This window comes from Mycobacterium sp. 1245805.9 (assembly GCF_001672915.1).
Classification (GTDB): domain Bacteria; phylum Actinomycetota; class Actinomycetes; order Mycobacteriales; family Mycobacteriaceae; genus Mycobacterium.
This window is the reverse complement of the sequence record NZ_LZKR01000212.1, coordinates 12,174-26,572: the sequence shown is the minus strand read 5'-3', so window position 1 is coordinate 26,572 and position 14,399 is coordinate 12,174. Positions and strand designations below refer to the sequence as shown.

Here is a 14,399-nt window from a genome sequence, read left to right as displayed (position 1 = left end):
CTCACCACCGGTCGAAGTGCAGCACGTCGTCCAGCGGGATCCGTTTGGCACGGCGGAACGTCGCGCCGGTGTAGTAGGCGGTGGGGACGGTCGTGGCGTGATAGACGTTGTCGGGCAGGCCCAGGATGGTCCGCATCTCGTCGTCGGCCATTATGGTCACCCCGGTCCAGGTGGTCCCCAAGCCCCGAGAACGCGCGGCGAGCATGTAGTTCCACGTGGCGGGCATGATCGAACTCCAATACTGGTTGGCGTTTTCGGCCGTCAACCTGCCGTCGCCGTCGATGACCTCCACGCACGGGATCACCAAGACCGGGACCTCGCCGAAGTGCTCGGCGAGATAGGCCGCACTGTCAGACACCTTGCGCTGCTCACGATTGCGCACGGGATCGTCCTTGAACCGATCGGCGACCGCGAAAGGGGACGCGACGATCGAGTCCCAAGTGCGGCGGTACACATCGGCGATCGCGCGACGCTGCTCGGCGTCGGTGACCACGACGAAGCTCCAATTCTGCACGTTGGCCGACGTCGGTGCCTGCACCGCGATCTCCAGGCATTCCCGAATCAGGCCGATAGGAACAGGTTTGGTCAAATCGAGACGTTTGCGCACCGAGCGGGTCGTGGTCAGCAGTTCGTCCGTGGACAACTCGACGACGGGGTAAGGGCTCACTATCTCGGGATCCTTTCGTCCGCGCTCATCGGAAGCTCAAATCGCTCAAGGGAGCAGGATGGCGGTGACTTCAACTTCCACGCGGATGCTGGGCCACACCAGTCCGTCGATGATGCTGAACATGGCGGCGGGTTGGTGGCCGATGACGTCTCTGCTCACCGCCAAGTAGGCGGACGCATTGTCACGGCTGGTGATCCATTGCCGCATGTAGACAATGTCCGTGAGCTTGGCGCCGGCCTTGGCGAGTGCCTTTTCGACGTTGGCCCAGCACTGCCGGGCCTCGTCGGTGAAGTCCTCAGGCACGCTGCCGTCTTCGCGCAGGCCAGGCGTGCCGGAGACGAAAATCTGTGTGCCGCCGCCACCGGATACGGCAATGGCGTCAGCGTATTTGCCGATGTGAGCGGCCACTCCGGTGTAAATCGGGGTAATCGTGGTCATCTCAAGGCTCCTCGGTCGGTGTTCGTTTTCTGGTGTGTGATGACAACTCCGCTGGGCTCGTGGCCTGCGACGACGTGTGCGAGGGCGGCTGCGGCCTGATCCAGACCACAGGACCGCGGCATCGGCATGCTCAATCGACGGGAGGCGAGTAGCGCGGTGAGGCGCTCGAGTTGAGCCCCGTCGGAACGGACGTAAACCGCGGTCACGCTGATGCCGCGGGTGGACGCAGGTAGATCGGGGGTGATGGTGGCCAGCCGGCCGCCGTCGGCAACCGCGGTAATCGCCGCAGCGGCACCCCCGGGGGCCGCGTTGGCGACGGCGTCGATGGAGTCCTTCGCCAGCTCCCTCGCGTGTTGTGGCCACAGCGGATCGCGATAATCGATCACCGCGCGGGCGCCATGCTCGCGGACTCTCTCGGTGCTGCGCGGGCCGGCAGTGGCGAGCACGTCGACCCCGCGCATGGCGGCCAGCTGGACAATGAGCCCGCCGGTGATCCCGCCCGCGCCATGAACCAGCAATACTTCTCCACCGCGCAGGGCCAACGCCTCGCCGACCACCTGCTCGGCGGTCAACGCCGGCACCGGGAAAATCGCTGCGGTCTCCCAGGCAATCTCGCGCGGTTTGTGAGCGAGCGATTCGACGGGCGCGATCAGAAGCGGCGCCCACGTGCCTTGGCCGCGCAGCGGAACAGGGTGGCACAGCACCTCGTCGCCAACACCGAATCCGCTCGGGCGGCTACCAATGGCCTTGATTACTCCGGCAGCCTCGACGCCGAGGGCAAGCGGTGGCCTCCTGCCAACGTCCCACCCTCCATAACGAATAATGTTGTCCCAGTTGCCAATCCCGGCACCACGAACATCAATCAGGACCTCGTCGTCCACCAACGGGCGCGGGTCCAATACTTCGAACGTCTCTACTTGGCCACCAAGCGTGCGGACCCCCGCCACAAGCATGGTCACAGTGAGACAACCGGCCGTTCGTAGGTCATCGGGGTTCCTCTCAAGATCAAGGTTCAAACGGGTTGATCCGCTTAAGCGCTCTTCTGTGCTGATTGCGCCCGGTCTTTCAGCAACGCGGCAAGTTCGGACTCCTGGGCGAGTAGCGGATCCCAGACCTGATTGACCGTCGGATGTGGCGCGACGGCATGGCGTAGCAGACTGACTGGGACCTTCGCGACGATGGCCAGGGTGGCTGCTTGAACCAGTTCCGAGAACTGCGGGCCGACGAATGTCGCTCCGAGCAGTGTGTTGGTCTCGTCGTTGATGACCAGTTTCGCCCATCCATCGAACCCATCCCGGTAGAGGGCGAGGAATGACACCGCGCCGGGGTAATGGGCAGTTCGCGTCCGCACCGCGAACCCTTCTGCTTTGGCCTGACTTTCGGTGCGGCCCACCCAGGCCACTTGAGGATCAGTGTGGATAACCTGCGCGAGGCTGCCGGTATCTCGGGCAACCAGCTCGTTCTCGGAGAGTTCTCGCCCCGCCGCCCGGGCCGTGATGATGTCAGCCACGACACGGCCGTGGTAGGTGGATATATGAGACAGCCGAGCGCGCCCGGTGGTATCTCCCAGAGCGTAGAGCCAGTCGCCTGTGACGCCGACCGCCTGGAGATGGTCGTCCACAGAAACGATCCCGCCGGCCGGCAGGCCAATGGTTTCCAGGCCGATGTTGTCGGTGTTGTTGCGCCGTCCGGTGGCCAGGACGACCTCGTCCACCTCGATGGTCTGGCGCCGAAAAGTTGCGGTCACCGGCCCGCCCGACCTGGGGCGGGCTACCGCCGACAACTCTGCCTCAAAGTGAATCTTGACGCCTTTGCTTCGCAGTGACTGCGTGACTACTTCGCGAGCTTCGGGTTCACAGTTGGAGAGCAGGGTGTTCTCCCGCACCAAAAGTGTTACCGCTGAGCCCAAACCGCTCAGGATGGTCGCAAACTCGACAGCGACGGGGCCGCCGCCCACCACCAGCGCGCTGGGTGGCACTTGCGTCATGCTCGTCAAGTCCCGATTGGTCCACGGGCGTGCTTGCGCCAGCCCAGGTATCTCCGGCACGTTCGGACGGGTTCCGGTGGCCAGCACGACCGCGTGGCGTGCGGTCAAGACGGTTTCGGTGGTATCCCCCAGGGCATAGGCCACGCGCACTGTTCGTTGGCCGGTCAACCGGCCGAAGCCATGAAACACCGCTACCCCGGCTTGCTGCAACGATGCCGTGCGGTCTTGGTCCGAAAGGTGTTCGATGAGCTCGTCGCGCTTCGCGAAGACGGCCGAAACGTCTAATTTCTGCCCCGAAACGGCCTCCCGCACACCAGGAACTGCCCTCGCGAGGTTGAGTACCTCGATGGGGCGTAGCAGCGTTTTGCTCGGGTTGCAGCCCCAGTAATGACACTCCCCGCCGACCAGACGATCCTCCACGAGCGCCACCGAAAGGCCCACCGCCGCAAGCTTCCGCACGGCGGCCACACCACCCACCCCGCCACCTAAAACGATGACGTCGAAGTCTTTGCTTGCTTTCATTTACCTCTCACCAACGTCTTTCGCTGTCGACGCGACGGTCACCGGCTGGCATCGTCATCCGTGGTAAGCGGCTCGTCTCCGGTATCGAGCAGGAAGACCGCCAGTAGTTCGGCGGGTTCGGTGGCGCTCGCATTTTCACTGATCGTGTGGTGCGCTCCGGGGACCTCCTTCCACGTCTCACCGGCGTGATAGACGCGCGCAGGCTCACCTTCGACTTGACTGCGGATCGCTCCGGATATCACGTACGCCATGATGAACGCCGATTTGGCGTGGTGGTGAGCTCCGCTTCTAGCTCCCGGCGGATAACTCACCGTCACTGCCTCAAGCGATTTGCCCGGAACATTGGTGGGCTGATTGAACACTGGGCGGACTACCGGCTTTTGACCGGAATCCTCTTGCGTCGGCTCGGCGTGGGCCCCGGGCGTGAGCATCACCGCGGCTGTCAGTGCGGCGAGTGGTATTTTCAGAACCATTTTCGGCTGCCTTTCCCTTTTCAGTCTTTGGCTACGCGCAGGATCGTCTTGCCGGGGATGCGCTTGCCGGGAGCGAACGCGGTGGCAGCTTCCGCGAGTGGCAGCACAGCGCCGATCACCGGTTTGATGCGCCCATCGCGTACCCGCGCTGCGAGGCCGGCGAGCTGGGTCCGGTCGGCTTCGACCAGGAAGAAAATGGCCCGTCCGTCGCGCGGCTGGGTCTTTGGCGGCTCGGCAACGGTGACCAGCGTTCCACCGGCCCGGACCAGAGCGGCGGATCGGGCGAGGATGTCGCCGCCGATCACATCGAACACCACGTCGACTTCGCCTGCATCCTCGAGCTTTTCAGTCTCCAAGTCGAGGAAGCTGTCGGCGCCGAGTTGCAACGCCCGGTCTCGGTCCGACGTCCGGCCGGTACCGATGACCCGGGCACCAACCTCCCGAGCGAGCTGTACCGCGATCGACCCGACCCCACCTGCGGCGCCGTGGATCAGCACCGTTTGCCCGGCGGCGAGGCGGCCGTGGTCGAACAGGCCTTGCCAGGCAGCCAATCCCGAGATCGGCAGCGCCGCCGCGGTGGTGTGGTCGATGTCCATCGGCAGCGGTGCGAGATTGCGGGCTTCCATGGCGGTGTACTCCGCCAGCGAGCCGTTGCGGGCCCAGTCGGCGAGCCCGAACACGCGCTGGCCGACGGTCAAAAGCGTGGTGCCATAACCCAACTCAACCACGACGCCCGACAGCTCGTGGCCGGGCACGCTCGGTGTCCGGTCATGACCCGCCCGGTCGATCCAAGTGTGCGGCCAGTCAAGCTCCCCGGGTGTGAAACCCGCGGCGTGTACTCGCACGATAACGTCGTTGTCGGCAGCCTGCGGGTAGGGCAGGTCCGTCAGCGACAGGCCAGCGACGCCGGCGTCGCGATCCGAAACGGTGATGGCTTGCATTACAGGTCCTTTCTGATGCGGATATTTGCTGTCGGGTCGGCCGCGGATTGCGGTTGTACGCTGACGAGCTCAAGTCCTAGGTCACGGACCCGGTCGAGGAGACCGTAAAGCTGTGACTGGTCACAGATTTCACCCGTGAACACGCTTTCGGTCGAACCGGCCTCGAGGCGCATCCCTTCTAATGCGGACCCGAGGCGCTCCGTCAGGCGGCCTCGAATGCAGATCTGGTAAATCGTCGACTGCATTTCAGCCTCCGCTCGCCAACTTCCGAACAGCATTTACCGACGCGGGGTGAATCGTCATCACCCGGCGAACCAATTCACCCGGGTGAGCGCGAAGGCATCATCGATTCGTCATCCGGTCGCGTCGCGGATGTAGCGGCCGATCTGGCGCAGTGAGCGGGTCGCTTCGGGAATCACCGGCGCGCCGAGTTGGAACACGTGGATTTGGCCCGGCCATATCTGCACTTCGACCGGCACACCGGCCGCGGCCAGCCGCTGGGCCGCCAGCTGGGCGTCGTGAAGTAACACCTCGCCGCCGGACACATGGATCAGAGTGGGTGGTAGGCCGGGTCGGATGTTATCGAGTGGCTCGTAGAACGCGTCAGGGCGCCGGTTGGCGCCGCGGGGAGCCCCGGCACGGGCGATCAATTCGTGCAAGGCGTCGAACGCTCTGGGCGGAAACATCGCATCCGAGCCGAGATTGGGATTGGTCGTTTTGGGGCGGGTCGACAGTTGCAGGAGCGGTGACATCGCCACCAACGCGGCGGGCTGCTCGCCGCAGTCGACCAGGCGTTGGGCCAGCGCTAGCGCCAGATAGCCGCCGGCGGAATCGCCGGCCAGCACGATCTGGTCGGGCTGATAGCCCTGTCGGCGCAACCACGAGTACCCGTCGTAGCAGTCGTCGATCGCGTCGCTGACCGAATGCTTGGGAATCTTGCGGTAGTTGGGCACGAGTACGGGGCTGTCGGCGAAACGCGACAGCATGGTCACCAGTCGGCCGTGCGAGTGAGCGCCGCAGGTGAGGAACGCTCCGCCGTGCAGATACAGCACAACCCGGCGGGTACCGTCGGCTGGTAGCACCCCTGCGGCACGGACGAGCTGCGCGGTGCAATGCGCCAGGTCGATACCTGCGCGCACCGTACCCGGTGCCGGCGGGATGGCCCGTGCGGCGAATTCCACTGCGCCCCACGGCCAGGGCACCGATGGCAGGTAGCAGCCCACCCTCAACGCAGGCCTGATCGTCAGCCGGGCACCGATCGAGGCGATGCGCCCGGCGATGCTCGGACCGTCCGGAGTAACGTCAACGACCGCGCCCGCGCGGACCGGATATCGCGGTGGACCCGATATGGTGGCGAATGAACTCATATCATCACTTCCATGCCGCCGTCCTTAATTGCCCCGCGCTCCAACCACATTCACGCCGCGTCGGCGTGCGAAGCGCCCCACGAAAGAACGTGAGGACGGTGTAATCACCGGAAACCACTGCCACAAATAGCGGGCCACACGCTGTCGGTTCATGATGCCGGGCCCGCGGGCACAATCATGCGCACGGAGAAGACGCTGCGCAGGTATCCAGTGGGACGCCCGCAGGTGGAGCACAGCGGGCGGGTGCCGCATCGGGACGCCATCTCCCGTTTGTCGCCCACATAGGCCGCCATAGCCCGACGCAAAGTAGCCAGGCAGGGTGGGCAGAGCGTCTCGACGATATCGCCGTCTGGGTTCAGCCCCATCTGGTCGCATCCGTCGATGGCGTGTATCTCGGCGACCGCTGTCGCGGGCGCACCGCAAGTGTTGCCGGTCGACACCCGCTGGGCGCTGCAGACCGGCCGCAGCGCATGAAGTTGCTCCTCCATCCCCGGGACGGGGTCGATCGCGGGATCTCCTTTCCGGTGCGTCCACCGCCGGGCACCGAGGGCGTCACGCATTCGATGCAGCAGCCGTTGTGTTCGCGCGTCGCCGTAGCCGTATTCAGCAGGCAATCGTTGAGATTGGCGGGGTTTCATCTGATTCTCCAATTCGTGGCGATGGCTTCCCGCGGTGATAAACAGGGCCAAGTCGCCGAACGCGGATCCCAATGACGTGGCGAGCTTTACGTGCCGGGCCAACCATCTGATAAGCCAGCATTTATCGATGTGGGATGACTAGTCATCGCCCGGCAAACTTATTCACCCGGGCGGTTAGGGAGGCTCATGGCGACTAGGAAAAAGAACCGTCCGGAAAGCGTCAACTGACGTCGCTCATTCGTCGCGCGGATAGATCAACAGCGAATCGCATGATGACCTGGGCGGTCCTATCCCCCGGATATCACGCCCGGTTGCGGCTCCGCGGTTCGTCCGTCTATCACCCGGGCGACTCGCGAGATGGGCGACGACAGTTCACCCCTCCATACGGCATGCTCACCGGATCCACACCGACCAAGCGTGTTCAGTGGTCTCGCTGAAGTGGCGGACCTGACTGCGCGAGTGGGCCTTAGAGATACCGAATGGAGATGGCGCCGATGGGGATTTCTGAGTTCGATGACGTGCAGGCCCATCTGCTCGAACCAGAAGAAAGCCTGGACTCAGAAGAGACCGGCATCGATCTGGACGAAGGCTACTCGCCACCGGAAAGCCCGCGCGAATTGCGGGCGTGGGGGCTGACCGCGCGGGAAGCGCGAACCCACGAAAGCCTGGCGCGCCGATTGGCCCGCGAGCTGCCCGACGTTACCGATCAGTGGGACGGCGACGGGATCGGCGACAGCGCCGACGGCGATGGCGAGCCTATCGATCGTCAGGTTGGGGACATGCGTGCCGGTCGGCTCGTCGCCGTCGGAGTAGACCCCGCGGATCCAAGTAGCGATTACCGCGCCATCGACGTGGGAATCGACGGCGGCGCTGCATCGGCTGAGGAAGCCGCTATCCACATAATCGTCGAGGAGGACGCCACCGACCATGAGGGTCGCACGCGTTCGTAGAACCCAGACCATTTGGGTGACATGCCTAGTGGGCCCCACGACATTGCGAACGGGTGGAACGGTTGTGCATCGTAAGTGGGGCAAACGCTCATCCGGATGAATTGCGTCGGCGGGTGATGACCACTCACCCCCTGGCAGTAGATGCTGGCACCAGATTGGCGCGCGGAGCAGTTCCTTGGCCGAGGTCGGCAACCTCGAATCGGCATTTGTCGGGCCGCAAACGACCGCGTATCTACAGCGACAGAAAGAAGATCATGCGATGACCGGCAACGCTGCAGCCGAACAGCTGACTCCCGCAAGCGGTGGCCACCCTTGCGATGTGTCAGACCTCTTCGCGATGGCGGGAGCATAACGTGGCTCGCGTGCGCGGGGAATGCACAAGGGCGCTTGATGTTTCGCCGCACACTCAATTCGAAGGCGCCATCATACCGCTGCTTGAGCCTCTCTATCGACAGGCCCTTCGGATGACCTTGAACCGACTGGACGCCGAGGATCTGGTGCAAGAAACCGTGCTTAATGCTTATGCCGGTCTCCGGGCATTCGAGCCAGGAACGAACCTCAACGCATGGCTGCGGCGGATCATGATCAACACGTATATCAGTGGCTACCGGAGGCAAAAGCGCCGTCCCGCAGAACGTCCCACTGCTGAGTTCACCGACCGACAGATAATGGCCAGTGCCCCCCGCGCTTCGGGCGGCCTCCGGTCGGCCGAAGACCACGCGCTCCAAGCGCTGCTCGACCCGCATCTGCAGGCGGCAATGATGGCCCTACCTGAGGAGTTTCGCACCGCCGTGTATTTCGCCGACATCGAGGGATACTCCTACAAGGAAATCGCAGCGATGACGGACACCCGGCAAGGAACGGTAGGTTCGAGGATCAACCGCGGACGAAAACAATTGCGCGAATTATTATTCGACTCGCAAGTCGGCCGGCCAGGACAGCAGCCGAGGCGCCGAACGGAGCCACCAACGGTGCGTAAGAGTCAACGGAGACTGGTTCAGCAGCGTTGATCCGGAAGCCGACGGCTGACCCCGCTAGGCGAGTGGCCGCGTCCCTCGCTCGGGAACATTCCGTGGCGGTTGCCGCTTATTCGCTGCGCGCACGAAGTGGGCCTCACTCCGCATGCGGTCGATCATGTGTGGATAGTGCAGCTCGAACGCGGGTCGCTCAGAACGGATGCGCGGCAATTCGGTGAAGTTATGCCGCGGGGGTGGGCTACTGGTGGCCCACTCGAGAGAATTACCATGCCCCCAGGGGTCGTCGACGGTCACCGGTTCGCCATAGCGCCAGCTACGAAACACGTTCCACACGAATGGCAGCATCGAAGCACCGAGGATGAACGCCCCGATCGTTGAGACGACATTGAGTGTGGTGAACCCGTCGGTGGGCAGGTAGTCGGCGTAGCGCCGCGGCATCCCCTTGTTGCCGAGCCAGTGTTGTACCAGAAACGTTGTGTGAAACCCGATCAGCGTCAGCCAGAAGTGCAACTTGCCCAGCCGCTCGTCGAGTAGCCTCCCGGTCATCTTGGGGAACCAGAAATACAGCCCGGCGTAAGTGGCGAACACGATGGTGCCGAACAGAACGTAATGGAAGTGGGCGACCACAAAGTACGTGTCGGTGACGTGAAAGTCGATCGGTGGGCTGGCCAGCAGCACGCCCGACATGCCGCCGAGCAGAAAGGTCACGAGGAAACCTGCTGCGAACAGCATCGGGGTCTCGAAGGTCAACTGCCCCTTCCACATTGTGCCGATCCAGTTGACGAACTTGATTCCGGTAGGAACGGCGATGAGGTAGGTGGCGAAGGAAAAAAACGGGAGCAGCACCGCACCGGTGGCATACAGGTGGTGCGCCCAGACCGCGATCGACAGCGCCCCGATGCTGATGGTGGCGTAAACCATGGTGGAGTAGCCGAACAGCGGTTTGCGGGCGAAAACCGGGATGACTTCGGTGATGATACCGAAGAAGGGCAGCGCGATGATGTAGACCTCGGGGTGGCCGAAGAACCAGAACATGTGCTGCCACAGCAGGACTCCGCCGTTGGCCGGGTCGAACGCGTGCGCGCCGAGATGGCGGTCGGCGGCCAACCCGAACAACGCCGCCGTCAGGAGCGGGAACGCCACCAGCACCATGATGCTGGTGACCAGGATGTTCCACGTGAAGACCGGCATCCGGAACATCGTCATGCCCGGGGCGCGCAGACACACCACAGTGGTGATCATGTTGACCCCACCCAGGATCGTGCCCAAGCCGCCGACGATAAGCCCCAGAATCCACAAGTCACCTCCCGGGCCGGGCGAGTGGATCGCGTCGGAAAGCGGGGTGTAGGCGGTCCAACCAAAGTCCGCCGGGCCGCCGGGGGCGATGAAGCCGGCCAGGGCAATGACCGCACCGAACACGAACAGCCAGAACGACAGCGCGTTGAGCCGAGGGAAGGCAACGTCCGGGGCGCCGATCTGCAGAGGCAGCACCAGGTTGGCGAACCCGAACACGATCGGGGTCGCATAGAACAGCAGCATGACCGTGCCGTGCATGGTGAACAGTTGGTTGTATTGCTCGTTGGACAGAAACTGCAGCCCAGGTGCGGCCAGTTCGGCACGGATCAGGAGTGCCATGAGCCCGCCGAGTAAAAAGAACGTAAAGCACGCGACGACATACATCATCCCGATCATCTTGTGATCGGTCGTCGTGATGAGCCGGTAGATGAGGCTACCCTTGGGGCGGACACGTTCCGGGAACGGCCGGCTCGCCCGAAGCCCTTGTAACAAGGCCGCCGAAGTGGACATTAGAGCGGTCTCCTAGATCTGGAGTGCCCGAGACCAGGATGCCGCGAACTTGGCCACCCCGTCGTGTTCCAGCACGTCGAACACGTCGGGCAGATCGATACCGACCGAGGTCAGCCGGTCGAACACTTCTTGCGCCTGCGCCGCCTTGCCGGCCATGGTTTCACCGGTGATGTCGCCGTGGTCGGCGACCGCCTCCAGTGTCGGCTCGGGAATGGTGCTGACGGTGTTGGGCGCCACGAGTTCGGCGACGTACATCGTGTCGGGATATGCGGGGTTCTTAACCCCGGTGGAAGCCCACAGCAGGCGTTGCTCGCGGGCACCGGCGGCGCGCAGTGCGGCGTAACGCGGTCCGGACTCGAACACCTGCTGGTACGCCGCATAGGCCAACCGTGCGTTGGCGATTCCCGCTTTCCCCCGCAGTGCGAGCGCCTCATCGGTGCCGATCGCCTCAAGCCGATTGTCGACTTCGGTGTCCAGGCGAGACACGAACAATGATGCCACCGAATGAATTTGAGTCAGATCAGCGCCAGCATGCTGCGCGGCCTCGATGCCGGCCAAGTAGGCGTCCATAACCGCTCGGTGCCGTGTGACGGAAAAGATCAGCGTCACGTTCACGGAGACACCTGCGGCCAGCGCCGCGGTGATCGCGGGCAGCCCTTCGGCGGTCGCCGGTATCTTCACCAGCACGTTGGGCCGGTCGACGATCTTGGCCAACTCGACGGCCTGCGCGACTGTCGCATCGGCGTCGTGGGCCAGTGACGGATCGACTTCGATGGACACCCGTCCGTCGACGCCGTCGGAGTTCTCCCATTGCGCGCGCAGCACATCGCAGGCCGCCCGGACGTCGTCGGTGATCGCCGTGCGGACCGCAGCGTCGATGTCCGCACCGCGGGCCGTCAGCTCGGCGATCTGGCCATCGTAGGCGCGCCCTTGAGAAAGTGCGCGCTCAAAGGTCGACGGGTTAGTGGTAACGCCGACAACGCTTCTCGTGTCGATCAGTTGCCGCAACTTGCCCGAACGGAGAAGGGGGCGGGACAAGTCATCCAGCCAGACCGAAACCCCCGCCGCCGATAGCGCTGCCAAATTCGCGTTCTGAGTCATCCAGTCGCCGCCGATCGCCGGCTACCGACTCGAACTAAGCCCCTCGCCGCGGCCCATGCGGCACCATATAGGACCAACGGCGCGTAGGCGCTCAACAGCACCTGCCGATCCGGTTGAGTCGCAGGTCCCTGGTCATGCATATTCCGCCGCAACTGCTCCACCGCCCGCACCCTCACCGCGGCTGGGTACCGTCCACTCGGGGCGGATGTAGTGGCAGGTGTAGCCGGATGGGTAGCGCTGCAAGTAGTTCTGGTGCTCGGGTTCGGCTTCCCAGAACTCGCCGGCCGGGTTGACCTCGGTAACGACCTTGCCCGGCCATCGCCCTGAATCGTCGATGTCGGCGATGGTGTCCAGTGCGATTTGCTTTTGCTCGTCGTCCAGATAGAAGATTGCGGACCGGTAGCTGGTCCCGACATCGTTGCCCTGACGATTCCTGGTGGTCGGATCGTGGATCTGGAAGAAGAATTCCAGCAGCGCCCGGTAATTGGTCTCGTCCGGGTCGTAGGTGATTTCGAGTGCCTCGGCGTGGCCCGGGTGATTGCGGTAGGTGGGACGCCGGTTGCTGCCGCCGGTGTAGCCGACACGAGTGGACACGACTCCGGGTTGCCGGCGGAACAGGTCCTCCATGCCCCAAAAGCACCCGCCGGCAAGAACTGCGGTGTTGTTCCGGTGCGTCATGGTTGCTGCTCGCCGACGCTCAGGCGTTGTTCGGAATCATCTTTCGTGAACAAGGGCAGATATTGGCCGTAGCCCTGGGCTTCCAGGTCATCGCGGTGAATGAATCGCAGGGATGCCGAGTTGATGCAGTAGCGCAACCCGCCGGCTTCCGCGGGGCCGTCGGGGAATACGTGCCCCAGATGGCTGTCCGCGCGGGCCGACCGCACCTCGACTCGATCCATGAAGTGGCTGCGATCGCGCCTCGCTACGAGGCTGTCCGCGCTGATGGGCTGGGTGAAGCTCGGCCATCCGGTTCCGCTGTCGAATTTGTTCACCGAGGCGAAAAGCGGTTCGCCCGAGACAATGTCGACGTAGATGCCCGGCTCGTGGTTATTGCAATACTCGCCGGTGAACGGGGGCTCCGTGCCGTTCTCCTGGGTGACGCGGTATTGCTCGGGGCTCAGCGCGTCGACCGCGGCGGGGTCCTTGCTGTATTGGTGTGACACCTGGTCTCCTTCGTTTGCCCGGATTTGTGTTGACGCGCTTGGCGTTTCGGTGTATCCGGCGTCACCGCTGACTTAGTTGCGGCCGGCCATGATGCCGCCGTCGACGTTGAGAATCGCGCCGGTGACCCAACTGGCCTCGTCAGACAGCAGATACGTCACCGCGTTGGCCACGTCGGCCGGGGTGCCGACTCGTCCGAGCGGATGAAGCGGCGCGAATGTGTCCAAGGTGGCGTCGATCTCGTCTTTGGGGATGAAGCCCTCGTAGAGCGGTGTCTTGACGACGGCGGGCGCCACCGCGTTGACGCGGATCTTGTGCCCGGCAAGCTCGATGGCCAGGTTGTGGGTCAGCGCATGCAGGCCCGCCTTTTGCATCGAATATCCCGACGACAGCGTCAGACCGATCGCCTGGTGTGCCCACATGCTGCCGATGTTGACGATGGACCTGCCCTCACCGCGGGCGATCATGCCCTCAACGACGGCTTGCGTCAGGAAAAACAGGGCATAGTTGAGCTCCATGTACGAGTCGTAATCCTGCGCGTCGTACGCGAGAAACGCCTTCGGGATGAAGAATCCGGCCGCATTCACCAACAGTGTGGCATCGCTGTGATCCTCGGAAAGCACGCGCCGCACATCGGCGACCGCACCGCGATCCGTCAACTCGGCGGTGATACCCCAAGCTTGACCACCGTCGCCGGTCAGCTCGGCCAGGGTGTCTTCGACCCGGTCTTTCGACCGGCCGACGATCACCGCGCTGCCGCCGTGGCGCACGACATCAACGGCGACCTGCCGACCCATGCCGGCACTGCCGCCGACGACGATGACCTTCTTGGATTCGAAGTGCATGGTGGGACCCTTCTCCTGATCACTCTCGACGGCTTCTGCCGGGCCGTCTTCAGCTTTGCCCGGCAAAACGAGTTGACGCCGTGGCGACGACATTCGCGCGACGTATATCGGCGTTGAACTGCCATCAGTCTGCAGTCGGGCGGGGTGTGCCGTCATCACCCCGGCGCCGTTTCACCCGGGTGAGTTCTGAAGCTGAGTCCTTTCGGGTGACGCCTACCCCCGGTCGTCACCATCGGCTGTCGATCCTTGTTTGTGGCCACGCGGCAGCAGCGGGGCATCACGGCCGAATTGCCCGCTACTACAACCTAGTTCAGGGTGAAGCACGTTCATTGACGCGAGCGTTCTGGCTAGATCGGTGACGGTGATGACGCCTCGGTGGTGTAGCCGGCGCTGATACGGGTATTACGAGTCACCAGCCAGTTTGGAGAGTTCGATTGAGCTACTGCGGTAGCGGCGGTGGACGCGTAACCGCGGTTCACGCTTACACTGACCTCCAACACTAGCGGTGGCGGGGACTGTGGATACC

The 14,399-nt window shown here is 63.7% G+C and carries 16 protein-coding genes; 2 read left to right on the top strand and 14 right to left on the bottom strand.

The window, feature by feature from the left end; genetic code table 11:
- Position 1 precedes the first annotated feature (1 nt).
- From A9X00_RS26940 to A9X00_RS26900, 9 genes are all read right to left on the bottom strand, one after another.
- Positions 2-667, bottom strand: a complete 666-nt coding sequence (locus A9X00_RS26940) for a nitroreductase family protein (protein ID WP_067160681.1) — start codon at positions 665-667, stop codon at positions 2-4.
- 45 nt (positions 668-712) lie between these two features.
- The gene (locus tag A9X00_RS26935) at positions 713-1,105 is read right to left on the bottom strand and encodes a Rid family hydrolase (protein WP_067160678.1); all 393 of its coding nucleotides are present in this window, start codon (positions 1,103-1,105) and stop codon (positions 713-715) included.
- On the bottom strand, positions 1,102-1,986 hold the full coding sequence (locus tag A9X00_RS26930; RefSeq protein ID WP_232006954.1) for an NADP-dependent oxidoreductase: 885 nt from the start codon (positions 1,984-1,986) through the stop codon (positions 1,102-1,104). The genes A9X00_RS26935 and A9X00_RS26930 overlap by 4 nt, the downstream gene beginning before the upstream one ends.
- A 149-nt stretch (positions 1,987-2,135) precedes the next feature.
- Positions 2,136-3,614, bottom strand: coding sequence for an NAD(P)/FAD-dependent oxidoreductase (locus A9X00_RS26925; protein ID WP_067160672.1), 1,479 nt, complete (start codon positions 3,612-3,614; stop codon positions 2,136-2,138).
- Between the two features lie 38 nt (positions 3,615-3,652).
- Complete coding sequence (locus A9X00_RS26920) at positions 3,653-4,087, bottom strand: cupin domain-containing protein (protein WP_067160666.1); 435 nt, start codon at positions 4,085-4,087, stop codon at positions 3,653-3,655.
- A 20-nt stretch (positions 4,088-4,107) separates the two neighbouring features.
- Positions 4,108-5,028 (bottom strand): NADP-dependent oxidoreductase, encoded by a 921-nt coding sequence (locus tag A9X00_RS26915; protein WP_067160662.1) that lies wholly within the window; start codon positions 5,026-5,028, stop codon positions 4,108-4,110.
- Positions 5,028-5,273, bottom strand: a complete 246-nt coding sequence (locus A9X00_RS26910) for a hypothetical protein (RefSeq protein ID WP_156772321.1) — start codon at positions 5,271-5,273, stop codon at positions 5,028-5,030. Before A9X00_RS26910 ends, A9X00_RS26915 begins: the two co-directional genes overlap by 1 nt.
- 108 nt (positions 5,274-5,381) lie before the next feature.
- On the bottom strand, positions 5,382-6,395 hold the full coding sequence (locus A9X00_RS26905) for an alpha/beta hydrolase fold domain-containing protein (protein ID WP_067160655.1): 1,014 nt from the start codon (positions 6,393-6,395) through the stop codon (positions 5,382-5,384).
- 149 nt (positions 6,396-6,544) lie between these two features.
- Positions 6,545-7,135, bottom strand: a complete 591-nt coding sequence (locus tag A9X00_RS26900) for a phosphoenolpyruvate carboxylase (protein WP_232006953.1) — start codon at positions 7,133-7,135, stop codon at positions 6,545-6,547.
- Positions 7,136-7,512: 377 nt separating this feature from the next.
- Here A9X00_RS26900 and A9X00_RS26895 point away from each other — a divergent pair, with 377 nt between their 5' ends.
- Together A9X00_RS26895 and A9X00_RS26890 are read left to right on the top strand one after the other, a co-directional pair.
- On the top strand, positions 7,513-7,983 hold the full coding sequence (locus A9X00_RS26895) for a DUF5709 domain-containing protein (RefSeq protein WP_067160652.1): 471 nt from the start codon (positions 7,513-7,515) through the stop codon (positions 7,981-7,983).
- A 353-nt stretch (positions 7,984-8,336) separates the two neighbouring features.
- Positions 8,337-8,993 (top strand): sigma-70 family RNA polymerase sigma factor, encoded by a 657-nt coding sequence (locus A9X00_RS26890; protein WP_232006952.1) that lies wholly within the window; start codon positions 8,337-8,339, stop codon positions 8,991-8,993.
- 24 nt (positions 8,994-9,017) lie between these two features.
- On the opposite strand, the gene ctaD is transcribed toward A9X00_RS26890, so the two are convergent.
- From ctaD to A9X00_RS26865, 5 genes are all read right to left on the bottom strand, one after another.
- Positions 9,018-10,766: a cytochrome c oxidase subunit I gene (gene ctaD, locus A9X00_RS26885; RefSeq protein ID WP_067160644.1), complete on the bottom strand. Its 1,749-nt coding sequence runs from the start codon at positions 10,764-10,766 to the stop codon at positions 9,018-9,020.
- Between the two features lie 12 nt (positions 10,767-10,778).
- Positions 10,779-11,867: a transaldolase gene (tal, locus tag A9X00_RS26880; protein ID WP_067160642.1), complete on the bottom strand. Its 1,089-nt coding sequence runs from the start codon at positions 11,865-11,867 to the stop codon at positions 10,779-10,781.
- Positions 11,868-11,999: 132 nt separating this feature from the next.
- Positions 12,000-12,545: a peptide-methionine (S)-S-oxide reductase MsrA gene (gene msrA / locus A9X00_RS26875; protein ID WP_067160640.1), complete on the bottom strand. Its 546-nt coding sequence runs from the start codon at positions 12,543-12,545 to the stop codon at positions 12,000-12,002.
- On the bottom strand, positions 12,542-13,030 hold the full coding sequence (msrB, locus tag A9X00_RS26870; protein WP_067160638.1) for a peptide-methionine (R)-S-oxide reductase MsrB: 489 nt from the start codon (positions 13,028-13,030) through the stop codon (positions 12,542-12,544). Before msrB ends, msrA begins: the two co-directional genes overlap by 4 nt.
- Before the next feature lie 72 nt (positions 13,031-13,102).
- Entirely contained in the window at positions 13,103-13,873 is a 771-nt protein-coding gene (locus A9X00_RS26865; RefSeq protein WP_067160636.1) for an SDR family NAD(P)-dependent oxidoreductase, read from the bottom strand.
- Positions 13,874-14,399 lie beyond the last annotated feature (526 nt).